Below are 25,237 nucleotides of genomic sequence, written 5' to 3' on the forward strand. Positions count from 1 at the left end.
ATCATAATGTGTTGCAGCGTGGAATAGATAAAGCCCAAGGAGGTAATGAAGGTGCTGGTAGGTGTACCAAAGGAAATTAAAAACAACGAGAACCGAGTTGCTTTAACGCCAAGTGGGGCAATGGCCTTCATCAAGAGAGGGCATGAGGTATGCATTGAGCGTTCGGCAGGAGTCGGCAGTGGTTTTAGCGATGAGAGTTATGCAGCGGCGGGAGCCAAAATACTGGACTCTGCTAAGGAAGTATGGGAAAAGTCTGAGATGATTTTAAAGGTGAAAGAGCCTTTACCAAATGAGTATGGGTTGTTTCAGGAAAACCAAGTGTTATTTACCTATTTGCACCTGGCAGCGGAACCACAACTAACGAAAGCTTTAATGGATAAAAAAATCGTCGGCATCGCCTATGAGACCATCCAGTTAGAAGATGGCAGTCTTCCCCTTTTAACACCCATGAGTGAGGTGGCCGGAAGAATGTCGGTGATCGTGGGAGCGCAATTACTGGCTAAGTATGCCGGCGGTAAAGGAGTATTGATATCGGGTGTTCCGGGTGTTGCGCCGGCCAAGGTCACCATTGTCGGCGGAGGAATTGTTGGTACAAACGCTGCTAAAATGGCTGTGGGAATGGGAGCGGACGTAACCATTTTAGACATCAACCCGAAACGGTTGAAGGAAATCGACGATATGTTTAATTTCCGCATTAAAACCTTAGTCTCCAACGACTATAACCTTGCCAAGGCGGTTAAAGAAGCGGATTTACTGATTGGCGCCGTATTGGTGCCCGGAGCAAAGGCCCCCAAAGTGGTAACCGAGGAGATGGTCGCTCAAATGTCGGCCGGTTCCGTTATTGTTGACGTGGCCATTGATCAGGGTGGCAGCATTGAGACCATCGACCGCATAACCACCCATGATCAGCCGACCTTTGAAAGACACGGCGTGATTCATTACAGCGTTGCCAATATGCCCGGTGCAATGGCCAGAACTTCTACCCTGGCCCTGACCAGCAGCACATTGCCCTATGCCCTTACACTGGCCAATGACGGTTATGAAAAAGCCATTGCAGGGGATAAGGCTTTAGCCAAGGGCGTGAATACCATTAAGGGGAAATTAACCTACCAATCGGTAGCCAAAGCCCTGGCCCTTGAATATACCCCGCTTAGTCAAGTAATTGACTAACAGTTAAAAGGGCGGCAATGGCATACGGAAAAAGGCGCAAGGAGGGAATTTCATGTTTAATAACGGCAATCACTTGACCCCGGAGGAATTGGTTAAGCTGGATCGGCAGAATGTTTGGCACCACCTTATGCAGCATAAGATTTTTGAAACCCAGGAACCAACCATTATGGTTGAAGGAAAAGGCTGCTTGGTAAAGGATATCCGGGGCAGAGAGTATTTGGATGCTGTTTCCGGGGGAGTATGGTGCGTTAACGTAGGGTATGGGCAGGACTCCATTGCGGAGGCTGTCTGTGAACAGTTAAAGAAATTACCCTACTATGCCATGTCCGCAGGAAATATTCCGGCTATCTTGTTATCTCAAAAAATCAACGCCCTGCTTCCTAATTTGCAAAGAGTATTTTTTTCCAATAGTGGGTCGGAGGCCAATGAAAAAGCTTTTAAGATGTCCAGACAATATTTTCGCCTGAAATACCCCCAAAAGGACAAATACAAAATTTTATTCCGTCAGCGGGATTACCATGGTACCACTGTGGCTGCCTTAAGCGCCACAGGTCAGCCGGAAAGAAAACTGGGTTATGAACCTTTGGTACCGGGTTTCATAGGGGATCTTCCCCCGGCCTATTGCTACAGATGCAGCTTTGGCAAAACCTATCCCCATTGCAATATAGAGTGTGCCCGGGTTCTTGAAGACATCATTCAGTCGGAACGGGAGGATACCGTTGCCGCCCTGATCCTTGAGCCTATTACAGCCGGCGGCGGGGTCATTGTTCCTGCTGATGAATATTTAAGTATCATTCAAGAGATTTGCCGTAAATACGAAGTGTTGTTGATCTTAGACGAAGTTGTAAATGGTTTTGGACGCACCGGTAAGTGGTTTGGTCATCAGCACTGGGATGTGGACCCGGATATGGTAACCATGGCCAAAGGAATGGCCAGCTCCTATATGCCGCTGTCGGCAACAGTGGTCAAAGAATATGTATTTGAACAATTTTTAGGCGATCCCAGCGATAAGTTGGGTTACTTCAGGGACATCAGTACCTACGGCGGATGTGCGGCAGCCTGTACGGCGGGATTAGAAAGCACCAGAATTATCGAAGAACAAAATCTATGCCAAAACAGTGCTGAAATGGGTAAGTATCTGCTGGACGGCCTTAAGGAACTGGAAAGTTTTCCGGTGGTGGGTCAGGTACGAGGGAAAGGTTTATTTGCAGGTATCGAACTGGTAGAGGATAAAAAGACAAAGGTCCCGGTAAGTGAACAGTTCTTAGGCAAAGTATTGGCGGAAGCTGCGGCCCAGGGGGTTCTTCTAGGAAAGACCAATAGGAGTAACCCCGGCTATAACAACGTGATTGCCATGGCTCCGGCACTGATCGTGACCAAGGATGAAATTGACCGTATTGTGGCAGCCATTAAAAAGGCCCTGGAAAAAGTTCAACTGTAAACAAAGGTTGGTTCGATGCAAAAATGGGTTGGTTAAAAAATTAAAATAAAGGGAGGTTTTTAACATGAAAAAAGTAAAAATGACCCCCAGTGAAGCCATTGTGGAAACGCTGCTGGCCGAAGGAGTAGAACACGTTACCGGCATCGTCGGTTCCGCCTTTATGGACATGTTGGATCTGTTCCCCACGGCAGGAATTGATTTTTTAGCGGTTCGTCACGAACAAAGTGCCGCACACATGGAGGATGCCTATACCCGTGTAACGGGTAAATGCGGTATATGCGTCGGTCAAAACGGCCCCGGCATTACCAATATGGTTACTTCGGTAGCAGCAGCCAATATGGCCCACACGCCAATGGTGGTTATTTCGCCCTCTGCCGGTACACCCACCATCGGCTGGGACGGGTTCCAGGAATGCGATCAGGTATCGGTCTTTAAGGCCATTACCAAAGCCACGGTACGGGTGCCCCACCCCAAGAGAGCTGCCGATTGTTTAAGAACCGCCTTCCGCATTGCCTACGCCGAGCGGGGCGCTGTACTTTATGACATTCCCAGGGATTACTTTTATGGTGACCTGGAAGAACGCATACTGCAGCCCCATCAGTATCGTGTGGATGCCCGGGGTTGCGGATCCCTGGAATCCCTGGACAGAGCGGCGGAAATTCTGGCAGCCGCTAAACGTCCGGTAATCGTTGCCGGCAGAGGAGTTGTGGACAGCGGGTCAAAAGACATTGTAGCCAAGATTGCGGATCGTTTAACCGCTCCGGTTGCCGTTACCTATCTGCATAATGATGCCTTCTATGCCGATCATCCCCTGTGGGTAGGACCCATCGGTTATATGGGATCCAAGGCCGCCATGTATTCCCTGCAGGAAGCAGACGTTATTCTGGCCATTGGTACCAGGCTATCCGTATTTGGCACCCTGCCCCAGTACGACATCAATTATTTCCCGGAAAATGCCAAAATCATACAAATTGACATTAACCCCAAACACATTGCCCGGACCCATCCCATTGAAGTGGGTATCATCGGAGATGCCAAAGAAGCCAGTTCGGAAATTCTAAAGCGCCTGGAAGTGAAAATTCCCAATCCTATGGTGGACCAAGAAAGATTGTCCAAGATTGCGGCCCGTCAGAAAGAATGGGACGATGAAATTGTTAACACGGCCATGGTGGATGGCAATCCCATCAACCCTCGCCGGGCCCTGTTGGAAATCTCCAAAGTTCTGCCCAAGAATGCCATTGTAAGTACGGATATCGGGAATGTTTCTTCTACCGCCAACAGCTATCTGAGGTTCAGTGGGGAAGGAATGCACATTGCTGCTTTAACCTTTGGCAATACGGGCTTTGCTTATCCGGCAGCCCTGGGGGCCCAACTGGGTAAACCGGAAGCCCCGGTGGTGGCCATCATTGGCGACGGCGCATGGGGTATGAGCCTTCATGAGGTAAGCACGGCGGTTGAGCATAACCTTCCGGTGGTGGCTTGCGTATTTAGAAACGGGGCTTGGTGCGCTGAAAAGAAGAACCAGGTGGATTTTTACAACAATCGTTTTGTGGGTGCAGACATTCCTAATCCTGAGAGCTTTGTTCCGGTGGCGAAAGCCATGGGGGCCGAAGGGATTCGGGTTGACAACCCAGCCCAGGTAGGGGAAGCCCTGGAACACGCTTTGCAAAGCCGTAAGCCGACAGTTCTTGAATTGGTGGTAGATGGAACCCAACTGGCCCCGCCCTTTAGAAAGGATGCCTTGGCCCTGCCCACCCGCCATTTGCCCAAATATGCTGCGCTGGATGTAAGAAACTGGAATAAATAAGACTTAAGCTACCTGGAGCAAGAGGAGCGCTCTCCTTGCTCCAGGTAGAGGTAGTATTAAAGAAAGAATCTTTGGTCTAAAAGTTGAGAGAGGGTTTCTTGCTGATTATTATCGGTATCGCTGGAACAATGATTAGTACCATAACAAGTTAGCCGGGTGTTTCCGGTAGGTTACAAGCAATTGGAATTAGAGTTTGAGGTTTAGGGTGTGTGCTGAAAAACCATTACTTTTAAGCGAAATTTAAATTAGAGGCAGATACCATGAGGATGAACCAAGAAAAATATACCATTGTAATCGTCGCGTTAATAACCTCCATCTGCTTGCTGGGCAATTCTATGCTCTATGTTACCCTACCCATTTACTGGCAAGAGGTAGGTTTGTCCTCTTTATGGGAAGTGGGGGTTCTTTTATCCCTCAATCGGCTGGTGAGGCTTCCCTTGAACCCTTTGGTAGGGTGGCTGTATCGAAAAATAAATATTCGTACAGGACTGCTCATTGCTGTTTCCCTGGCCGGGATAACAACCATGGGCTACGGTGTGTTTCTTGGCTTTGGGGAGTGGCTGATATTGCGGTGTTTGTGGGGGCTGGCCTGGTCCTTATTGCGGGTAGGGGGATTTTTGACGGTTATTCATTTGGCCCAGGATCATAACCGGGGGCATTATATTGGAATCTATAATGGATTGTATCAGTCTGGAAATGTTATTGGGATGTTGATTGGCGGTTTTTGGGCAGGGATCATTGGTTTTCACAATATAGCCTTTATTTTTGGCAGTATAACCCTAATAGCAGTCATAGGGGTTTTTGTTTTTAACGTAAAGATCCCGGCACCGGCCATAGAAGCAATATCCATTTTTAAAATAAATTGGTCTTTGAACCCTGTTTTAAAAGTGATTCTTTCCGGTTTGTTGATTTATATGGTTTTTGAAGGGATGATTACCTCCACCCTTAGCTATGTTATTGGCCATCATTATGGGCTCTTATTGAACCTTTTGGGAACATCCATCGCTGCCACCGCTTTGGCGGGAATCATCCTGGGGGCCCGCTGGGCCTGGGAGCCGCTGGTGGCCACCCGTGTGGGGCGCTGGTCCGACGGAGCGGCGGGACGTGTGCCGCCATTTATAATTTTCCTGATTCTGGCCTCTGTCAGCATTGCTGTTATTCCTATAAAAATGCCAATTTTTCTTTGGCTGGGTCTGTGTTTATTGATTATGATAACGGCGACTTCCCTTACAACACTGGTGGATTCACTGGCCTCGGATGTGGCCCAGAAGGAATCCTCCATTTCCATATCAACCGCCTATATCGTGGGGGCCGATCTGGGAGCGGCCCTGGGCCCGTTGATTAGTTATCTAATATTAAGATATGAGCAAGGGGTGTTCTATACTTATGTGGGGGCAGCCTTGGCACTGGTGTTGACTGCCATATGGTGGTGTCCCTCTCTAAAAGGGCAGTCAACAAAAGCAAAGAGTTCGGTAGATGATTCCCTTTAAATATCTATGTCGATATGAATGTTTATTTAAAGATTCCTTGGTTAGGAGAATTATTCTTTATTATCTGTTCTTGACGGGAAGCTTTTGATAAATATCAAATAAATCTTTCAATGTTTCTTCGACAACTTTATATCCGCCATTTCCGTTTATTGCAGTATCAAGTCTGGCGTAAATGATCATTAATAAACTCTTGGCATCTGCTTCGTCTAAGTTAATAACTTTCTCTCTTATTTTTTCAATTTGCAACATTAAGAACATCCTCCTAGGGAATGGTTATTATTTGGCCTATTCATTAAAGGCTGTCGGTTATTATAGTTGGCAAATGTTCATATACTAAGTCTATCATTTGTGGCTTGGTGCAGTATAGACGACAGTTTAAAAAGCCCATAAAAGTGACCAAAATTATTGAAAAGGTGTGACGAGGGTCACTTTTTTTTTATTGTTTCTCCTGTAAACTGTAAACTAGCTTCAGAAAAGAATACGAACCCGGAAATCCGCCAACTATTTGTTATTTAATTGTAAGAATTAACCGGCAGGAAAAACGCGAGTCCGGGAAGAATGAAGGTAAAATTAACTTGGTCTTATTATAAATATAAGTTAATCAGGCTCAAAGACCTTCAAGTATCACTAAAACCAAGACCCCAATTTCAAGATTTTTTAGAATAGTAAGTTACTTTTAAAATAGGGATTAAAAAGATGTTATTTATCTCCATATAAAGGAGGTGTTAAATTGCATCCTGTGGTTGACGAAGAAGGCTGTATTGCCTGTGGTACCTGTGCCGCCGTATGTCCGGCGAAGCCCACGGTTTTTGAAGTGGCCGAGGTATCCAAGGTGATGCGCCCGGAAGCTTGTATTGAATGCGGGGCCTGTGAGGAAAATTGTCCTACCGGTTCCATTAAACTAACCAATTAATTAAGATAAAGGAGGAAAAGATATGTTCTGTAACCAATGTGAGCAAACCGCCAAAGGTACCGGCTGTACGGTCAGCGGAGTTTGCGGCAAAAAGCCGGAAGTAGCCGCCCTGCAGGACCTGGTATTACATGCTGTCAAGGGATTATCCCTCTATGCCAATGAGGGACGTAAGGTGGGCGTAGTGGACCAGGAGGTCAATCATTTTACCGTTGAAGCTTTATTTAATACGCTTACCAATGTGAATTTTGATCCCGAGCGTTTTCAAATACTTCTTAACCGTTGTGCGGAATTAGCCGCTCAACTTAAAGAGAAGGTTGCCCGGGCCGGCGGTAATGTCGCCTTTAGCGATCCCGCCGCCAGCTTCCAACCTGCTGCCAGTCTGGAGGACTTGATTAAACAGGGAGAGGCTGTAGGAATGGTTAACGATCATGATGCCGATGCAGATATCCAGTCCTTGCAGCAAATTCTAGTCTATGGCTTAAAAGGAATTTCCGCCTACGCCGACCACGCTAAAATCCTGGGCCAAGAAGATGATATGGTCTATGCCTTCATTCATGAGGCCATGGCCGCTCTAACCAACAAAGGGCTGGGGCTGAACGATTGGGTTGGTCTGGTGCTGAAATGCGGTGAAGTCAACCTGCGTGTAATGGAACTGTTGGATGCAGGAAACACCGGCAAGTTCGGTCACCCGGTACCTACGGAAGTTCCCCTGGGACATAAAAAAGGCAAGTGTATCTTAGTATCCGGCCATGATCTGCAAGACTTGGCCAACCTGCTGGAGCAAACCGAAGGCAAGGGCATTTATGTCTATACCCACGGTGAAATGCTGCCCACCCACGGTTATCCGGAACTGAAGAAATACAAGCACTTCTATGGACATTACGGGACCGCCTGGCAGAATCAGAAGAAGGAGTTTGCTGAGTTCCCCGGCAGCATCCTAATGACCACCAACTGCATTCAGAATCCTCAGGGTTATATGGAAAATATTTTCAGCACCGGTCAAGTTGGCTGGCCCGGCGTCGTCTATGTCAAAAACGGCGACTTTGGACCGGTTATTGAAAGGGCGCTGGCCCTGCCGGGATTTGCCGAAGATGAGGCTAAAGGCAGTGTAATGGTTGGTTTTGCCCGCAATACGGTGATGAGTGTGGCCGGCAAGGTCATCGAAGGAGTCAAAAACGGAGATATTAAACATTTCTTCCTGGTGGCCGGCTGCGATGGTGCCAAACCGGGACGCAACTATTACACCGAATTTGTAGAAAAAGCTCCCAAGGATACGGTCATTTTGACTCTGGCTTGCGGCAAGTTCCGTTTCTTTGATAAGAAACTGGGAGACATCGGGGGTATCCCTCGCCTGCTGGATATTGGGCAGTGCAATGATGCTTACTCCGCCATTCAAATTGCCGTAGCCCTGGCCAATGCCTTTGAATGCGGCGTGAACGACCTGCCGCTGTCCATGGTGCTTTCCTGGTACGAACAAAAGGCGGTTGCTATTTTACTGACCTTGCTGCACCTGGGGATTAAAGATATTCGTCTTGGCCCCAGTTTACCGGCCTTTATTTCCCCCAACGTCCTGGATGTTTTGGTCAAGAACTTCGACATTAAACCCATCACCACACCGGACCAAGACCTGGCTGCCATTCTTAAGCAGTAAGCTTCCGGCAGGCCAAGGCTCCGTGTCGTGAATTACTTTGGTAAAAAATAAATGTCTAAAGAAAGCCCGGATCTCGTATATACGAGATCCGGGTTAATCATTTGTGGCGTTTTATGGGCAGCGGTTAAAAGGAGTATTTCTCCTGATTTTCCCCGGATAAAATCTTCCGGGCGACTCCGGTACGTCCAGCCGTTTCTTCCACCGCCCGGGCTACCACCGGAGCCACCTCTTCATTAAAAACCGAAGGAATAATATGCTCGGGGTTCAACAATTCTTCGGTGACCATGCCGGCCAGGGCGTTTGCTGCGGCCAGACACATCTCATCGTTAATGCTTCGGGCGTGACAATTGAGGGTGCCCCGGAAGACGCCCGGAAAGGCCAGGGCATTGTTGATTTGATTGGGATAGTCGGACCGGCCGGTGGCGATGACCCCGGCGATGTCGTAAATTTCCTCCGGTTGAATCTCCGGGTCCGGGTTGGCCAGAGCGAAAACCACCGGCTGTTTATTCATCCTTTGGATATCTTCCCGTTGCAGCAGCCCGGGTGCCGATACGCCTATAAAGACATCGGCCCCGGCAATGACTTCCTTTAAACTGCCCTGCAGGTTATCCTCATTGGTGTTTTCAGCAATCCATGCTTTAAAGGGATTTTGGGGCTGGGCACCTCTACCAATGGCGCCTTTACGGTCGCAGACAATCATATGCCGGACACCGGCATTTTTCAGGATTTTGGCAATGGCCACCCCGGCAGCCCCGGCGCCGCTCAATACCAGCTTGATTTCCGAAATGGATTTCCTCACCACTTTTAGGGCATTGAGTAAACCGGCCAGGGTTACGATGGCCGTTCCATGCTGGTCGTCATGAAAGACCGGAATGTCTAGCAGGTGCGCTAGTCTTTCTTCAATCTCAAAGCACTTGGGGGCGGCAATGTCCTCCAGATTAATACCGCCAAAGGCGGGAGCAATGGCTACCACCGCATCAATAATCTGCTGAGGCTCGTGAACATCCAGGCAGATGGGCAGGGCATCCACCCCGGAAAATTGTTTAAATAAAAGGGCTTTGCCCTCCATCACCGGCAGGGCCGCAGTGGGACCCAGGTTTCCCAAGCCAAGGATGGCTGAACCGTCGGTTACAATGGCCACGGTGTTTCCCTTCATAGTTAATTTGTAAGCCATATCCGGTTCCCGGGCAATGGTTTCGGAAATGACCGCCACCCCCGGAGTATAAACCAGGGACAGGTCCTCCCAGTTCTGCACAGGCCTTTTGGGGGCCACTTCAATTTTTCCTCCCATGTGCCAGGTAAATACCCTGTCGGCGATTTGGATGATCTGGACATCCGGCAGTTCTTTTAAAGCCCGGGTCAGACCTTCCAGGTCCCCTTTTTGGTGCAGGCGGATCATTAACTTCCTGACCGTATGAGACGGGGAAGCGGAGACCAATTCAATGGCTCCCAGACTTCCGCCCTCCCGGGCAATAACATCCAGTACGCGGGCCAGGGCTCCGGGACGGTTGGCTAATTTTAACTTAATGGTAACATTCAGGGACATAACCATACAAAAACCCCTCAATTCCTAATAAATTATGTTAACCCAAAATTTTTTAAAATAACATTTATTGTTTTAGGATAACCATTATTTTGATTTATTTGTTCTTCATTTATTATCTTATCAATTTTCTCAAGTTAGTTGTAACATATATCATTATTTAGTATAAATTTTACATAATTAAATGGAGTAACCTTGACGATTATATAGAGTTAGTTTGAATAGAAGTTGAAATTTATAATCCCGAGCAAAAAATAAGCTATGCTCCGGTCCAATAGGGCCACCGCTCCGTTTAAAGAGCCAAGTAACTAAACGGAACGGTGGCTCTATTCTGTTCCGCTGTTAAGTCGTTTTATAACAATACTGGTCGAAAATATATGACTCATCTGATTGACCCTGGTGGTAGGGGTTGTTATTATCTCGCTTGGTTGGAAAGCCCATCCTTAATTGAAAAAGCAGAAAAATAAATCGCTTTTAGCTTTTTATAAAATTTTTAAAAATAATTTATAGGCAGTTTAATATCTCCCGTTATAATGGCTTCATAATATTAACTATTTTTAACTTAATTTTAGACAATTGTAAGTATAGTGCCTCGTCATGCTGGGCGATATCTTATTTATATAAAGCTTATTTTTGATTTTAACGAAGGAAAAAATTTTACTTGACAGAACCGGGACCGGTTGATATGTTGTATTTGGAAACTGAAGGAACCAAAGGAGTTTCCTGAGGGAGGTTGACCTTGAAAGAAAAAATTATTCAATCGGCTGCATCTCAGATTATGAAATTTGGCTTTAGAAAGTTCACCGTGGACGACATAGCCAGTGATCTGGGGATTAGTAAAAAAACCATTTATAAATTTTTTGAGAGTAAAAAAGAGATTATCAGCACGGTTGTGGATAGCTACATCGAGAAAGAAAAAGAGGATACCCTTTTGGCTTTAAAGGCCGACGGAAATTGGATTGATAAATTTAAAGAGATGATCTGCTGTGAAAGCGCCCATGAAAAAGCCCCGCCATGGCTAGTGGAGGAACTTCAGCAGTTTTTCCCGGAGGAATGGGCTAAGGCTGATGCGCTGGATCGGTTTAAAATGGAACAGCTTCAAATTCTGTTGACCCAGGGGGTTGAAAAGGGGGTTGTGAGAGGGGACATTCACCCGGCGATCATTGGAATGGCTTTAGGCTGTGCCATCAATGGTTTATTTGACTTTAAATTTTTAAGACAACATGATTTGACCTTTAATCAGGCCATGCAAGGAGTTAAAGAGATTTTTTTACAGGGTATTCTAGAAAATAAACCGGTGCAAAGGGGTAACATGGATTTATGAAAAACAAATGGAAGTTATGGCTGGTACCCGTGGCGGTCATTTTAGCCGTTGGTATCGTCAAGGGAGGAAGTCTCTGGGGTAAAGATCAAAAGCCCCAAAGTCCGGTGGTAACAACGGTGGCGGTAAAGGAAGTGACCAAGGTAAAAAGTGAAAATGCTTTGGAACTGACCGGCAGTATTGAAGCTTTTAACGAAGCCATTATCAGTGCCAAGGTGTCCGGACGGGTAAGTCAGGTGGCGGTGGAAAACGGTGATCAAGCAGTTCCGGGTCAGCCGCTGGTGCTGCTGGAAAGTGAAGATTTTATTCATGCCTTAACTTCCAGCCAGGCTGCCTTAAAGAAAGCGGAGACCGGGTTGGCTACGGCCCGATTGAACTATCAGCGTTTTGAGGAGTTACATAAAGAAGGTGCGGTTTCCCAGAAAGAGTTTGAAGATGTGGAAGCGGCTTTAAAAATGGCCGAAGCGGATGCCAGTTCTGCCGCAGCTGCCGTGGCCACTGCCGAGGAGGCATTGCGCAATGCCACTATCACTTCCTCCCTGGGCGGGCTGGTGGCCAACCGCGACGTTACCACAGGCCAGGTGGTGGTTCCTGGAACCGTCCTGATGGCGGTGGAGGATATCTCATCCGTTTATGCGGTGACTCATATTGAGCAGAAGGACCTGGCTCTGATGAAAAAGGGATTAAAAGCCGAGATTAAGGTGGACAGTTATGCCGACCGGAACTTTGACGGTGTGGTAGAAGTGATAAACCCGGTGGCCAGTAAAGGAGCCAGGGTTTTTGAAACCAAGATAAAAGTGGATAACAAGGACCATTTATTGAAACCAGGCATGTTTGCCAAAGTTAAAGTAAAGACCGGAGAGGCGGTGGATGTCCTGACGGTGCCCCAGGCAGCTCTGACAACCAAGCAGGGGATGTATTTTGTCTTTGTTCCCGATGGAGATAAGGTGAAACGCCTGCAGGTTGAAATCGGCAGGGTCATTGATCAATCAGTTGAAATCAAAAGCGGTTTATCCGAAGGGCAAAAAGTAGTGACAACCAATGTCAACAAATTAAAGGATCAGGATCGCATTAAGATCGCCAAGTAACGGGAGGATAAAATATGTTTCTTACAAACCTCAGTTTAAAGAGGCCGGTTTTTGCAACGGTCACGATCCTGGCCCTTTTAGCCGTGGGAATTATCAGCTATATTGACTTGAATATCAATGACTATCCGGAAGTGGAATTCCCCTATGTGGCCGTTACCGTGGTACAGCCGGGAGCTTCGCCGGAGCAGGTTGAAACAAAAATTGTTCATAAATTGGAAGAGGCTGTGGGCCAGATTTCCGGGGTAAAACACATTTATGCCAGCGCCAGTGAGGGTATAGCTATGGTTTTTGCCGAGTTTTCCCTGGAGACATCGCCGGAAGTGGCGGCCCAGGATGTCCGGGATAAAATTGGCACCATCCGGGGAGATTTGCCCCAGGATATTGAAGAACCCATTATCGCCCGGTATGACCCTTCCTCTCAGCCCATCGTATCCCTGGCCGTTACCGGAGATCTCTCCATGCGGGAGATGACAACCTTAGTGGAAGATCTGGTGAAAAGACGAATTGAAGTGGTTAACGGCGTGGGCTCCATTAGTATTTACGGGGATGTCAAAAGAGAAATACAAATTAACCTGGATAAAGACAAACTGGCGGCCTACGGGTTGACCACTGCCGAGGTGCTGAACAGTCTGCGCAGTGAAAACATGGAGGTGCCTGGCGGCAAAGTGGGCAGTGGCGGCCGGGAAATGACCATCCGGACGGTGGGAAATATCGAACGGGTGGAGGACTTTGCCAATCTGCCGGTAGCCCGGCGTGATGGTGTTCAACTCTACGTCAAAGATATTGCCACCGTAGTAGACGGTGTGGAGGAACAGGACAGTATTTCCCGCTACCAGGGTAAACCGGCCATCGGTCTGGATATTATCAAACAATCCGGAGCCAATACGGTGGAAGTGGGAGAGGAAATTAAGAAAGTCCTGGAGGAATTAAAGAAGGAATTGCCTCCGGGAGTTCATCTGGAGCTGGTCAGAGATAATTCCAGATACATTCGGGATTCGGTGAATGATGTGAGAAATACGCTGATTGAAGGAAGTATACTGGCGGTATTAACGGTATTTATCTTCCTCCGGGATTGGCGCAGCACATTAATCAGCGCCCTGGCCATTCCCAGTTCCATCATTGCCACTTTCTTTGCTATGAAGCTGCTGGGCTTTACCTTAAATTTTATGTCACTGATGTCTCTTTCCCTGGCAGTGGGGCTGTTGATTGACGATGCCATCGTAGTTATTGAGAATATTGTACGCCATTTGCGAATGGGTAAAACCCCCTTTGAGGCAGCCAAAGACGGTACAACGGAAATTGGTCTGGCGGTAACCTCCACCACCTTGACTGTTGTGGCCGTGTTTTTGCCGGTGGGGATGATGACCGGTATTGTAGGCCAATTTTTCAAGCAGTTTGGTATTACGGTTGTCTGCAGTGTTCTGGTATCCCTCTTTGTAGCCTTTACCCTGGTTCCCATGCTTTCATCAAAATACTTGAAGGATGAAGAGCGCCTGCCCTGGGGGCCATTGGGCAAATTTATGAAGTGGTTTAACCGGGGATTTGATAATATAACGGTAAAATACGCCGGGTTCTTAAAAATAGTCCTAAAAAATCGGCTTAAAGTTCTTGGGGTGGCTGCCTTGTTGTTTATTGGCAGTTTAGCGCTGATTCCCTTTTTGGGTTCCACCTTTATGCCCGGTGGAGATTATGCCGAATTATATGTGACAGCGGACCTGGATGCCGGTTTAAATATTCAATCGACCGGCAAGACCACAGAAGAAGTGGAAAAAATCTTAAGAGGATACCCGGAAGTGACGCAGGTTTATTCTACCATTCAAACGGATAAGGCCAATATCTTTGTGAAGCTGGTGGATAAGCACCAGCGGGATATGAGCATTGATGAACTGGCCACAAATATGAGAAAGAAATTAAGCCGGGTTACGGGGGCGCAGGTTGTTGTTAACCAGCAATCCGGGATGACGGAAGGGGCGGCGGTGCAATTCAGACTACTGGGCGACGATCTGGATCAACTGCAGATCTATGCGGAACAGGCTCAGAAGATTATGGAGAGTATTCCCGGGGCAGTAGACGTATCCCGGAGCTACAAGCCGGGTAAACCCGAGGGTCAGGTACAAATTAAACCGGATATGGCCGCAGACCTTGGCATCAGCACGGCAGTGGCTGCCGATACCCTCCATACTCTGTTTAATGGGGTGGTGGTCAGCCAATTTGAGGACGGGGAGGAGCGTTTTGACGTTCGGGTGCGCTTGCAGGAAGAAAATCGCCGGAGTCTGGCGGATTTGAGCAACATTTATCTGCCCAGCAGCCACGACGACTCCATGGTTCCCTTGAGTCAGGTGACGGAAACGGTTTTTGCCACTTCTCCAAGCCAAATCAGCCGTTTTGACCGTACCAAGGAAATTGTTTTATCCTGCAACCTGGAGGGGACTTCTTTAGGCGAATTTAATAAAGTCTTTATGGAGCGAATCGATCAGGAAATGAAAATGGCCCAAGGTTACGACTTCTTTGAGGGCGGTGATGCGGAAATGATGGGTGAAACCTTTACTGTGATGATCCTGGCCCTTATTACCGCCGTGCTATTTATCTTTTTTATTCTGGCAGCCCAATTTGAAAGTTATATTGATCCCTTTTCCATCATGCTGTCCCTGCCCATGGCCGTAGTAGGGGCCATTCTAGGGCTGCTCCTTTTTAACAGTGATCTAAGCATCATGTCTATGATCGGCATTATCATGTTAATGGGTCTGGTTACCAAGAACGCTATTCTGTTGATTGACTTTACCAAGCAGGAACGGGGCAGAGGTGTGGAACGGAACGAAGCCTTGTGTAAAGCTGCATTAACACGCTTACGTCCGATTATCATGACCTCCACCGCCATGATTCTTGGCATGACGCCTTTGGCACTGGCCCTGGGTCCCGGTGCCGAAGGGCGGGCGCCTATGGCTCATGCCATTATTGGCGGGCTGATTACTTCCACCCTATTGACTCTGGTAGTGGTACCCGTTATTTATAGCCTGCTGGATGACTTCAAGCAAAAGAGTCATAAAATAAAGGAACGAGTTTTCTCGCGGTCATCGGATAGCAAGGTTACGGAAGAGACTGTTAAATCCATTTAAAAAAGGGTTAAAAATAAACCGGGGTTTGAGCAAACCCCGGTTTTGTGTGTTGTTCTTTATGCAGGAATACCTTCATCAATTTTTCCGGCTTCCATATCGGCAATGGCTTGATGATATTTTTCTAAATCAAACTCTCCCTGCCATTTGGAAACGGCAATGGTGGCAACGGTGTTACCAACCATGTTGGTTAAGGCCCGGGCTTCGTTCATAAACCGGTCAATACCTAGAATGAGAGCCATGCCTTCTACGGGGATGGTACCCATGCTGGCAAGAGTGGCACCTAATACTACGAAGGCACTGCCCACCACGCCGGCTCCGCCTTTGGAGGTTACCATTAATACTGCCAGAAGCATCAGTTGATGGCTTATATCAATAGGGGTGTTGGTAGCCTGGGCGATAAATACCGCTGCCATGGTGAAATAAATGGCTGCACCGTCCAGGTTAAAGGAGTATCCGGTGGGAATAACCAGACCGGTTACGGATTTAGAGCAGCCCAGCTTCTCCAGTTTTACCAGCAAACGGGGCATTACAGCTTCTGTGGTGGCGGTCCCCAGAGTGATAAGAAGTTCTTCTTTAAAGTATTTGATTAGCTTCCATAGGCTGACACGGGACCATACAGTAACGGCACCTAGAACGAATACGACGAATAAAATACAGGTAAGATAAAAGCCGCCCATTAATTTACCAAGGGACCATAATGATTCGATTCCGTACTTACCGGTGGTAAAACCGATGGCGCCAAAGGCGCCAATGGGAGCGACCTTCATAACAAAGCCAACAATTTTGAATAAAATATCAGAGATATCGTGAAGGAAGGTGTGCATTCTTTGCCCATGTTCACCAAGGCCGGACATGGCAAAAGCAAACAAAATAGCAAACACCAGAACTTGAAGAATATTGCCTTTGGCAAAGGAGTCAACAACATTAGAAGGAATAAGATCCAGAATGAATCCCATGAGGCCGGGGGTGTGTTCCGCAGGTTTAGCGGTGGTTACAATGGAGTCTGCCGCACCTTTCAGGCTGGCCACATCTACGTTCATACCAGCACCAGGTTGGAGCACGTTCACTACAACTAAACCAATGAGCAGGGCAATGGTGGATATAACCTCGAAATATACCAGTGTTTTTATACCCAGTTGGCCTACTTTTTTCAAGTCGCCCACGCCGGCAATTCCTAACACAACCGTTACAAAGACAATGGGTGTAATCACCATCTTAATCAGTTTAATAAACATGTCTCCAAGGGGTTTCGCGCCTACACCCAGCTCAGGATAAAAATGGCCCAGCAAAACACCAAGAACAATGGCAATGATAACTTGTACATATAAAGTGCTGAGCAGTTTTTTTACTTTATTCATTTTTCCGGCCTCCTCTTTTTTAAACCAAGCTGTTTAATTGGTTATTCAGTTCGTTGATCGTCACCGGGGGCACAATATACTTTGTATGCTAAATATTGTGCCAGTGGTAGCCCATTCTGAGCTGCTTAGATACGGGTATCAGTTCTAATTCCTAAATAATATTGGTTAATATCGGTATAATTTAAAAGAAATTACCAATAAATACTTCTGATATAGAATGGATTGCCAAAATAACAGTTGAACTTCCAGGAACGATTAATAAAATTTGTCGAATTATTCACATTGGAGATTTGAAATAAAGGTACTGAAGGTCAGTACCTTTATTTCGTTCAGTCGCCGGATTAAGCGGAACGATACAACTTGGTCAAAACAAACTCCTTATGACCCAGGGTTTCCGCATTGGTCATCCGGCCGTTCAAAGTGCGGATCATGATGTCCATCAGCGCATCCGCCGCTCCGTCCAGATCCATCTCGCCCCGCAGAATGCCGCTCAGATCTACGTCAATGTGCTCCGACATGGTAGATACCGTAATGGGGTTCGCCGATACCTTAATCACCGGCAGAATGGGGTTCCCTACAATGTTCCCCTGGCCGGTGGGGAAGAAGTGGCATACCGCTCCCGCGGCGGCCATCAGGGTTAAGCACTCCGCTGCTGCCGAGGAGGTATCCATAAAGTGCAGCCCTTTCTTCGTGGGCGCTTCCGCCGGAGCCAGCACACCCTGTACTTTCGCCACTTTACCGATCTTCTGAATGTTGCCCAGGGCTTTTTCCTCAATGGTGGTCAAACCCCCGGCAATGTTCCCCTGGGTGGGCTGAGTACCGCACAGATCCACACCCTGGTCCAAAATGAACTGGTTGTAAGCCGTCCAGGTCTTCATGAACTCTTCCCTGATTTCCGGCGTCGCGCAACGCTCCGCGACCAGATGCTCCCCGCCGGTCACTTCAGAAGTTTCCCCGAAGAACAAGGTCAGGCCCATGGGATCCAAACGGTCGTATAAACGGCCGATGGAGGGATTGGCGGCCAGGCCGGAAGTGGTATCCGACTCACCGCACTTGGTGGAAATGGTTAACTCATCAATGCTGCATTCTACTCTTTGCAGTCCGGTGGCATACTGAACGAATTCCTTGGCTTTCCAGGAAGCCTGCTCCACGGTTTTAAAATCCCCGTTGCGCTCAATGGAGAAGCCCGCCACCGGCTTGCCGGTCTTAGCAATGCCTTCCACAATCAGATTGGTCCAGTTGGGTTCAATGCCGATGACCACGACCGCCGCTACGTTGGGGTTGCAGCCGGTGCCGATCAAAGTACGGAAATGCAGTTCCAAATCTTCACCAAACTGCAGACGGCCGTAGGGATGGGGCAGGGCCATGGTGCCCTGGACATGCTTGGCCACCGCTTCACAAGCAGCGTTGGAAATATCGTCCACAGGTAAAATAATGACGTGATTGCGGCAGCCGACGGCGCCGTTCTCCCGGCGATAGCCATAAAAAGTGGGGATAGACATGATTGGGTTTACCACCTTTCCGTTTTTAAATTATGGGTGTGCACATGCTCACCCTTTTTAATGGCCTGTACGGTTTTACCGATGGGCACGTGATACTTGATTACCCTTTCACCGGCAGCGATATCTTTCAGGGCGATTTTGTGGCCCAGGGGAATATCACTGATGGACTGAATCTCAATGGTCTTGTCCGAGTCCTGAACTTTCCCGGTGACCGCTTCGCCGGCTTTAATGTCGGCTACGGCTACACCAACCATGTCTGCCAGGTCGTGTACTAGAAACTTAATCAACGAAAACTCCTCCTTTTGTAGGCAATTGCTTGATAATTTCCACAAAGGTATGTGATATTAGGTATGTTATAATAGGTATGTGGTATTATCATTTCAATTCTAATTAATTTTTTTTGTTAAGTCAAAATTAAAATGTCTCATATATGACCTTGTTCTAAGAAATTCTTCACAATGGTCCTGAAAGGTCCGTGAGAAATCTAAATAATAAAATTTGTCACACTATGGCATATTGTAAAATTGGCTTTGTTCTAATAGAATCTTTTAAATAATGAGAAAATAGGAGATTTGAAATTATAAATAAATAAAATTTTGTCACTACTATATGGCGAATGCTAAACTGCCCATTATTAAAATAAAAACTTAAACAAAAAAGGAAGCGGAAGGATTCATAACTTATCTTGGACAGGGAACCCTAAATTGAAGAAAAATTTGTGGGGTGAATTTTTTGAGACCAGTCATACGGGGAACCGTTTTTATAGGCCTTCTTTTGTTTTTAATTACTTTTCAAGCACCCATAGGCTCTGCAGCAATGGCAGTCAAAAATGATGTTTTCATGATGGTTGAAGAGCTTCCTGCCGTTACCGAGGTGGGAAGCTTTAACCCAGGCCAAGAGCTTAGCTTATCCGCAGCATCCGCCGTGGTGATGGATGCTGACACCGGGCAGGTGCTGTATGCCAAAAATTGCCACCAGCCTAAGCCCATTGCCAGCACGACCAAAATTATGACCGCCTTGGTAGCCATTGAGTGCGCCAGTCTAAAAAGTATTGCCACCATCAGTCCCCATGCCGCCGGTACCGAAGGAAGCAGTATTTATTTAAAGGCCGGAGAAAAATTGGTGCTGGAGGAACTTCTATTTGGGGCGCTTTTGCATTCCGGAAATGATGCCTGCGTTGCCATTGCTGAACACGTGGCTGGCAGAGAGGAAGTTTTCGTTAACTTTATGAATTATAAGGCTTACCGCTTGGGCGCTAAAAATACTCACTTTTGTAATACCAATGGACTGCCCAATGACCAGCATTTCTCATCCGCCTTCGATTTGGCCTTAATAACCTGTAATGCCCTGAAAAACCCGGTTTTCAACAGGATGGTGGCCACCAAAACCCATTCCATTACGGGGCCTGAAGGAAAACGGTTTTTAAGCAATACCAATAAAATGCTCTGGAGCTACCAAGGGGCCAATGGAGTAAAGACCGGGACGACCGACGCCGCCGGCAAATGCTTGGTTTCTTCCGCCACCCGGGACGGACGCCGTTTGATCGCCGTGGTGCTGCACAGTGAGGACCGTTGGGGGGAATCCATCCGATTGCTGAATTATGGCTTTGAAAGGTTCCAGAACCGGACCGTAGCGGTACAGGGAGAGGCTTTTTCGACCATTGGCATTAAAGAGGGAGAGAAGAGAACCGTGCCGGTAAGCGTAGCGCAGAATATTGTGGTTGCTTTACCCGTAGACAAAGAAGAAAAGGTTGAAAGAATTATTATGATGGAACCGGAACTCCGTGCTCCGGTTCGGCCCGGACAGGCGGTTGGCAAGCTGCAAGTATTGGTGGAGGGCGAAATGGTGGGTCAGGCCGATTTAATTACCATGGAGGGAACCCCTAAGCTGCCCGCTTACCAAATGATGTGGCATAAAATTTGGAATAAGATATAAAAAGCATGGTCTGCAAGAGAAGCAGACCATGCTTTTTTAAGCGTATTAAAAATATTTCCCTAAAAACTCATGTTTTGCACAATTACCGCAGGCGCAGGACAAGGTTACGTTAACAAGGTCATTCACATATTTAAAACCCGATTGTTCCAACCATACTTTCACTTCAATATCCTGACCGCCGCATTGATTACAGGACAGCTTAATGCCTTTAGGAAGCGGCATAAAACTGTCTGCTTTGGCCGAGCCTTTCATTTCTTCATCCATCTCAAAATAATGATAGGATAAATTTCGGCATTCTTTCGATGAGCAGAAGATGGTAAGGCAAAGACTTTTCAGTTCTTTATTATTTAAAAATTCAACCTCAGGCAGAATTTCTGCTCCATTGCTGCCGCAGAGGCTGCAAAACTGCTCAAAATCGCCCGGCAGGCTAAAATCATCCAGTTTTTCTGCTGTAAATCTTAAATTCTTAATTGTATTCAATGGTAAAACCACCTTGTAAGAATCATTCCTTATTATAATTTAACAAAATTTTTGGTTTTCCTCTAGGTCTATTGTCTTGTTTATAAAATGTTTTATTTTAATTCATTTTTCAGGGGAAATGGAACAGGCTGCTCTGGATGAGCAGCCTGTTATGTTATGCTTGTTTAGATTTAAACCGGGGAAGCTTAATTTTGCTGAACTTAGCAGGCAGCTTTTTACCCAGATCATCAAAGAGGGTGTAAACTACCGGCACCAGTACCAGTGTAATCAAGGTGGAGAAGGTTAAACCAAAGGCAATTACGATGGCCATGGGCGCCTGGGCCTCGGAACCCTCGCCGCCGCCAAAGGCCATGGGCAGCAAGGCCAGCGTGGTGGTTAAAGCTGTCATCAGAATGGGGCGCAGGCGGACCGGGCCGGCCATTAAAATGGCTTCGTTGCGCTCATGCCCCCGTTTACGCAGCGTGTTAATATAGTCCACCAGCACAATGGCGTTATTTAACACAATCCCGATCAGCATAATGGCCCCGATTAAAGCCGTCACACTGATGGGGTTCCCGGTGACTCCCAGTCCAAAGATAACCCCGATAAAGGTGGGAGGCAGGGAAAACATGATGATAAAGGGCTGGAACAAAGACTCAAACTGGGCGCACATAACCATAAAGACCAGCACCACCGAGAGCATCAGAGCCATTCCCAGACTGGCGAAGGATTCCGCCATATCCTGAGACTGCCCGCCAAATTTAATAGTATATCCTTCCGGCAAAGCCAATTTATTAATTTCTGCGGTGACATCTTTAGTCACGCTACCCACATCCCGGCCCATTACATCGGCGGTAATCCGGACCTCGCGGCTTTGGTCGGTACGGGAAATTTCAGTGGGCGCCTGATGCGACTCCACGCTAGCCACCGCTGATACCGGGACTCTGGCTCCGGTGGGGGAAACAATGGTCAGGTTAGACAAGGTGTCCACACCTTTTCCGGCATCCTCCGGGGTGATCATGCGTACATCCACCTCGTCGTCACCGGTACGCATTTGGCTCACCACTTTCCCGTCAAAGGAAGTACTGACGGCTGAAAGGATTTGGCTGGCTGACAGTCCGTAACGGGCAGCCTGTTCCCGATCTACAACGATCCTCACCTCGGAACGGGCTTCGGTTAAAGAGTTTTCAACGTTGCGGGTTCCTTCAACTCCTTTTACGGTTTCAACCAGCAAGTCTCCCAACTGATTCAGTACATCCAGATCGTCCCCGCGAATAGCGATGTCCACCGCCGTACTGCTGGGACCACCGGAACTATCCGCAAGATCGATGCTTATATCTGCGCCTGGGATATCCATCACTGCCTGGCGCAGTGTCTCCACTGCCTGCTCGGTTGTAATGTTCCGTTCCTCTAAGGGTTTCAGCTTAATATGCAGGCTTGCTTGATCACCGGAGCCGCCTCCGAGGAAAGACAGCATCCCTCCGGTTCCCACCGTGGTAGAGATCCGTTCAATTTCCTTGATCTGATCCCGGGCCAGCTTTTCCAAATCTGTAGCCACCTTGGAGGTTTCCTCCACCTTAGTACCGGTGGGCATCTCGATATTTACGCTGATTTCCCCCTGATCCATGGTAGGTATAAACTCGGTACCAATGAATGGGGTGGCAACAATACTGAGAATCAAAAGAGCCGCGGTCAAACCAACCACTTTTTTACGATTACCCAGAGCCCAGTGCAAAAGTTTTTCGTACCAGACATTTAACTTTTCAATAAACCGTCCGAAAAAAATGACCGGATTTTTCGTTTTACCCTCCGGCAGTACTTCATCCGCCGGGGAAACATTTTTCAACAAACGGGCGGACAGCATGGGAACCAGAGTTAAAGCGGCAAAAAGAGCTGCGATATGCGAGAAGCTTACGGTCAGGGCCATGGGTTTAAATAAAATACCCGCGATGCCCTCCACAAAAATAATGGGCAGAAACACTACGACCTGGGCACCGGCGGAAGCTGTGACCGCTGTACCCACCTCGGCAGTGCCTAATTTAGCTGCTTCAATAATCCCAAAACCGTTTTGGCGATAGCGATAGATACTTTCCAAAACCACCACGGAAAAGTCCACCAGGGAACCTATACCCAGGGCCAGACCTCCCAGAGACAGCATGTTAATGGTTTGTCCGGCAAAATACATCAGCGAGAAGGTGGCAATGATGGAAATAGGTATGGCCAGCCCCACCACCAGCGTGCTGCGGAAGTTGCGTAAAAACAGATAAAGGATGATAACCGCAAAGAGTCCGCCGATCACACCGTGATGGACAACATTATTAATAGAGTCCTGAATAAATTCGGACATGTCAATTATAGTAATGATCTTAACCCCGTTCGGCAGGGTTTTATTTAAAGCCTCAACCTGGCTCAATACCTCTTTGGCTACCTGAACGGTATTGGCCCCGGTAGATTTCATGACATCGATCCCCAGTGACGGAGTGCCATCCACAAAAGAAAAACGCTCCTCTTCTTTAAAGGAATCTTCGATGGTTGCCAGGTCTCTCAGGGCGATGGAACTGCCACTCGGAAGACTGACTTGAACTTGTTTTAATTCTTCCAGATTGTTATACTCACTGACCACCCGGATGCTTGTTTCATTGGAGCCTTTGTCCACCAGGCCGGCGGTACCGGTGATGTTGTCAGAGGCCAAAGCCTGCATAATTTGAGTGGTGCTCAAACCATAGGCTTCCATTTTAGCCGGATCTAAAATTACTTTGATCTCACGGGTTTTGCCCCCGCTGACATTTACGGAAGCCACGCCATTAACCCGCTCCAGGCGGGGTTGAATGGTGTCCTCGGTAATTTTTTTAAGTTTTACAACATCGGTCTCAGGACCGGTTACCGAGAATGTAATAATGGGTTGCTGGTTGGGGTCCAGCTTCATCACCCGGGGTGAACTTGCGTCATCGGGCAGCATACCCCTTACAAAGTCAATTTTCTCCCGCAAATCAATGGTGGCGTTGTCCATATTGGTGCCCCAGTTAAATTGAATAATTACCATTGAATTGCCGTTTTGCGAGCGGGATTGGATCTCTTTAACATTTCCGGTTGTGGCTACAGCCGACTCAATGGGTTTGGTGACCAACTCTTCTACTTCCGCCGGGGCCGCCCCTTCATAAGAGGTAGAAACAATGGCAATGGGAAGTTCCATTTCCGGGTAAAGATCCACCGCCAGACGGGGTAAGGAAAAGAGCCCCAAAATAATCAGAGCAATGATGAGCATGGAAATGGCCACCGGGCGGTCCACAGAAACATCTGCTATTTTCACTTAGAGGCACCCCCCAGTTCCTTTACCACTTTCACTTTCTGTCCTTCACCCACTAGGCGGTTGCCGGTAACAATAACGGTTTGCCCCTGTTTTAAGCCGGATGTTATTTCGATGGACTCTCCGGAGGTGACTCCAACCTTGACGGAAACCTCTTTCGCTTTACCGTCTTCTACGATAAATACGGAATACTGACCATCCTTTTCCAGAACCGCATCCACGGGGAGGGCCAAAACGCCGGAGGAAGTACCGGTGGATAAATTTAACCGGGCCACCATGCCGGGCTTTATTTCACCCTTTTCATTGGGCAGTTGAATTTCCACAACAAAAGCCCGGGTGGCCGGATCTGCTTTGGGGGACACCGAAAGAACCGTTCCATTAACGGTTTTATTCAAGGCTTTAATGGTTACGGGTACTTTGCTATCGGCTTTAATAGCATCCACTACGTTCTCCGAAACGTTAACCTTCACTTTAGTGGTGCCCATTTGAACTACAGTGATCGGCGACGCCTGGGGACTGACCATTTCACCCGGATCCACGTTAACGGCAGCCACCACCCCGTCAATGGGCGAAACAATGGTGGCATTATTATAATTGTCCTGGGTGGTATTCAGGGTAGCTTGAGCTTGCCGTACCTGAGCTTCAGAAACTTTTAAATTGGTTTGGGCGGTTACCAGTCCGCTTTCGGCTTGCTCAAATTCCAACTTGGAAATGGCCTGGGCCTCATAAAGGGAGGTTTTTCTTTCAAAATTGATTTGCGCATCCTTTAATGCCTGCTGGGCGTGCTCCAGGTTAGCCTGAGCCAAGGCGAGTCCCGCCTCGGCTTGATCCAGGGCGTTACGGGCATCATTCCCTTCCAACTGAATGAGGACCTGACCTTTATGTACCGTATCTCCTACTTTGACCGGCACTTGCTCTACACGACCTGTTACTTTAGGCATTACATTCACATCTGCGCCGGCAGCCACTTCTCCGGTGGCGTTTAAAGTATGGGTGAGATCGGTGGTGGAAATTTTTATGGTTTCTACCGGAACTAATTTTTCTTCCTGAGCCTTTGGTTTTTCCCCACACCCCGTTAAGGAAATGGCTAGTACTACGAACAAGCCCACCACATATAACATCCGCTTCAAAATAAA

The 25,237-nt window shown here is 47.6% G+C and carries 18 protein-coding genes; 10 read left to right on the forward strand and 8 right to left on the reverse strand.

Translation table 11 applies throughout. From position 1 onward, the window contains the following. The first annotated feature begins 51 nt into the window (after nt 1–51). From ald to DESRU_RS02995, 4 genes are all read left to right on the forward strand, one after another. Nucleotides 52–1,170, forward strand: a complete 1,119-nt coding sequence (gene ald, locus DESRU_RS02980) for an alanine dehydrogenase (RefSeq protein ID WP_013840648.1) — start codon at nt 52–54, stop codon at nt 1,168–1,170. Between the two features lie 52 nt (nt 1,171–1,222). Further along, complete coding sequence (locus DESRU_RS02985) at nt 1,223–2,611, forward strand: aminotransferase (protein WP_013840649.1); 1,389 nt, start codon at nt 1,223–1,225, stop codon at nt 2,609–2,611. Nucleotides 2,612–2,675: 64 nt separating this feature from the next. Next, nucleotides 2,676–4,418 carry a sulfoacetaldehyde acetyltransferase gene (xsc, locus tag DESRU_RS02990; protein WP_013840650.1) on the forward strand — a complete coding sequence of 581 codons (1,743 nt, stop codon included), beginning with the start codon at nt 2,676–2,678 and terminating at the stop codon, nt 4,416–4,418. A 260-nt stretch (nt 4,419–4,678) separates the two neighbouring features. Then, the gene (locus DESRU_RS02995) at nt 4,679–5,908 is read left to right on the forward strand and encodes an MFS transporter (protein ID WP_013840651.1); all 1,230 of its coding nucleotides are present in this window, start codon (nt 4,679–4,681) and stop codon (nt 5,906–5,908) included. Between the two features lie 60 nt (nt 5,909–5,968). On the opposite strand, the gene DESRU_RS03000 is transcribed toward DESRU_RS02995, so the two are convergent. Further along, nucleotides 5,969–6,157 carry a hypothetical protein gene (locus tag DESRU_RS03000; RefSeq protein ID WP_013840652.1) on the reverse strand — a complete coding sequence of 63 codons (189 nt, stop codon included), beginning with the start codon at nt 6,155–6,157 and terminating at the stop codon, nt 5,969–5,971. Between the two features lie 481 nt (nt 6,158–6,638). Between DESRU_RS03000 and DESRU_RS03005 the strand changes: the two genes are divergently transcribed. Further along, nucleotides 6,639–6,821, forward strand: a complete 183-nt coding sequence (locus DESRU_RS03005) for a 4Fe-4S dicluster domain-containing protein (RefSeq protein WP_013840653.1) — start codon at nt 6,639–6,641, stop codon at nt 6,819–6,821. Between the two features lie 22 nt (nt 6,822–6,843). Beyond that, nucleotides 6,844–8,472, forward strand: coding sequence for a hydroxylamine reductase (gene hcp / locus DESRU_RS03010; protein ID WP_013840654.1), 1,629 nt, complete (start codon nt 6,844–6,846; stop codon nt 8,470–8,472). A gap of 124 nt (nt 8,473–8,596) precedes the next feature. Here hcp and DESRU_RS03015 read toward each other — a convergent pair whose 3' ends face one another. Further along, nucleotides 8,597–10,024, reverse strand: a complete 1,428-nt coding sequence (locus DESRU_RS03015; RefSeq protein WP_013840655.1) for an NAD-dependent malic enzyme — start codon at nt 10,022–10,024, stop codon at nt 8,597–8,599. A gap of 730 nt (nt 10,025–10,754) precedes the next feature. Here DESRU_RS03015 and DESRU_RS03020 point away from each other — a divergent pair. Genes DESRU_RS03020 through DESRU_RS03030 form a run of 3 tightly spaced genes read left to right on the forward strand, consistent with a single transcriptional unit; the run spans nt 10,755 to nt 15,540 of the window. Further along, nucleotides 10,755–11,339 (forward strand): TetR/AcrR family transcriptional regulator, encoded by a 585-nt coding sequence (locus DESRU_RS03020; protein ID WP_013840656.1) that lies wholly within the window; start codon nt 10,755–10,757, stop codon nt 11,337–11,339. Then, nucleotides 11,336–12,424 carry an efflux RND transporter periplasmic adaptor subunit gene (locus DESRU_RS03025; protein ID WP_013840657.1) on the forward strand — a complete coding sequence of 363 codons (1,089 nt, stop codon included), beginning with the start codon at nt 11,336–11,338 and terminating at the stop codon, nt 12,422–12,424. Before DESRU_RS03020 ends, DESRU_RS03025 begins: the two co-directional genes overlap by 4 nt. A 14-nt stretch (nt 12,425–12,438) precedes the next feature. Further along, nucleotides 12,439–15,540, forward strand: coding sequence for an efflux RND transporter permease subunit (locus DESRU_RS03030; RefSeq protein ID WP_013840658.1), 3,102 nt, complete (start codon nt 12,439–12,441; stop codon nt 15,538–15,540). A 56-nt stretch (nt 15,541–15,596) separates the two neighbouring features. Here the strand turns inward: DESRU_RS03030 and DESRU_RS03035 are convergent, their stop codons facing one another. The 3 genes from DESRU_RS03035 to DESRU_RS03045 all read right to left on the reverse strand — a co-directional run bounded on the left by DESRU_RS03035 (nt 15,597) and on the right by DESRU_RS03045 (nt 18,687). After that, the gene (locus tag DESRU_RS03035; protein WP_013840659.1) at nt 15,597–16,898 is read right to left on the reverse strand and encodes a dicarboxylate/amino acid:cation symporter; all 1,302 of its coding nucleotides are present in this window, start codon (nt 16,896–16,898) and stop codon (nt 15,597–15,599) included. Nucleotides 16,899–17,239: 341 nt separating this feature from the next. After that, the gene (locus tag DESRU_RS03040) at nt 17,240–18,400 is read right to left on the reverse strand and encodes a UxaA family hydrolase (RefSeq protein ID WP_013840660.1); all 1,161 of its coding nucleotides are present in this window, start codon (nt 18,398–18,400) and stop codon (nt 17,240–17,242) included. An 8-nt stretch (nt 18,401–18,408) separates the two neighbouring features. After that, nucleotides 18,409–18,687, reverse strand: coding sequence for a UxaA family hydrolase (locus DESRU_RS03045; protein ID WP_013840169.1), 279 nt, complete (start codon nt 18,685–18,687; stop codon nt 18,409–18,411). A 529-nt stretch (nt 18,688–19,216) separates the two neighbouring features. On the opposite strand from DESRU_RS03045, the gene DESRU_RS03050 reads away from it, so the two are divergent. Further along, on the forward strand, nt 19,217–20,335 hold the full coding sequence (locus DESRU_RS03050) for a D-alanyl-D-alanine carboxypeptidase family protein (protein WP_013840661.1): 1,119 nt from the start codon (nt 19,217–19,219) through the stop codon (nt 20,333–20,335). 45 nt (nt 20,336–20,380) lie between these two features. Here the strand turns inward: DESRU_RS03050 and DESRU_RS03055 are convergent, their stop codons facing one another. The 3 genes from DESRU_RS03055 to DESRU_RS03065 all read right to left on the reverse strand — a co-directional run bounded on the left by DESRU_RS03055 (nt 20,381) and on the right by DESRU_RS03065 (nt 25,231). Next, complete coding sequence (locus tag DESRU_RS03055) at nt 20,381–20,815, reverse strand: hypothetical protein (protein ID WP_013840662.1); 435 nt, start codon at nt 20,813–20,815, stop codon at nt 20,381–20,383. 154 nt (nt 20,816–20,969) lie between these two features. Then, nucleotides 20,970–24,104, reverse strand: coding sequence for an efflux RND transporter permease subunit (locus DESRU_RS03060; protein ID WP_013840663.1), 3,135 nt, complete (start codon nt 24,102–24,104; stop codon nt 20,970–20,972). After that, nucleotides 24,101–25,231, reverse strand: a complete 1,131-nt coding sequence (locus DESRU_RS03065) for an efflux RND transporter periplasmic adaptor subunit (RefSeq protein ID WP_013840664.1) — start codon at nt 25,229–25,231, stop codon at nt 24,101–24,103. Before DESRU_RS03065 ends, DESRU_RS03060 begins: the two co-directional genes overlap by 4 nt. Nucleotides 25,232–25,237 lie beyond the last annotated feature (6 nt).

Origin of the sequence: Desulforamulus ruminis DSM 2154, from assembly GCF_000215085.1 — a bacterium.
Taxonomy (GTDB): Bacteria; Bacillota; Desulfotomaculia; order Desulfotomaculales; family Desulfotomaculaceae; genus Desulfotomaculum; species Desulfotomaculum ruminis.

Coding starts and splice junctions, on each gene's coding strand:
- DESRU_RS03025 (WP_013840657.1), top strand. CDS start 11,336: ATGAAAAACAAATGGAAGTTATGGCTGGTACCCGTGGCGGTCATTTTA.
- hcp (WP_013840654.1), top strand. CDS start 6,844: ATGTTCTGTAACCAATGTGAGCAAACCGCCAAAGGTACCGGCTGTACG.
- DESRU_RS03040 (WP_013840660.1), bottom strand. CDS start 18,400: ATGTCTATCCCCACTTTTTATGGCTATCGCCGGGAGAACGGCGCCGTC.
- xsc (WP_013840650.1), top strand. CDS start 2,676: ATGAAAAAAGTAAAAATGACCCCCAGTGAAGCCATTGTGGAAACGCTG.
- DESRU_RS03015 (WP_013840655.1), bottom strand. CDS start 10,024: ATGGTTATGTCCCTGAATGTTACCATTAAGTTAAAATTAGCCAACCGT.
- DESRU_RS02985 (WP_013840649.1), top strand. CDS start 1,223: ATGTTTAATAACGGCAATCACTTGACCCCGGAGGAATTGGTTAAGCTG.
- DESRU_RS03035 (WP_013840659.1), bottom strand. CDS start 16,898: ATGAATAAAGTAAAAAAACTGCTCAGCACTTTATATGTACAAGTTATC.
- DESRU_RS03050 (WP_013840661.1), top strand. CDS start 19,217: ATGGCAGTCAAAAATGATGTTTTCATGATGGTTGAAGAGCTTCCTGCC.
- DESRU_RS03000 (WP_013840652.1), bottom strand. CDS start 6,157: ATGTTGCAAATTGAAAAAATAAGAGAGAAAGTTATTAACTTAGACGAA.
- DESRU_RS02995 (WP_013840651.1), top strand. CDS start 4,679: ATGAGGATGAACCAAGAAAAATATACCATTGTAATCGTCGCGTTAATA.
- DESRU_RS03030 (WP_013840658.1), top strand. CDS start 12,439: ATGTTTCTTACAAACCTCAGTTTAAAGAGGCCGGTTTTTGCAACGGTC.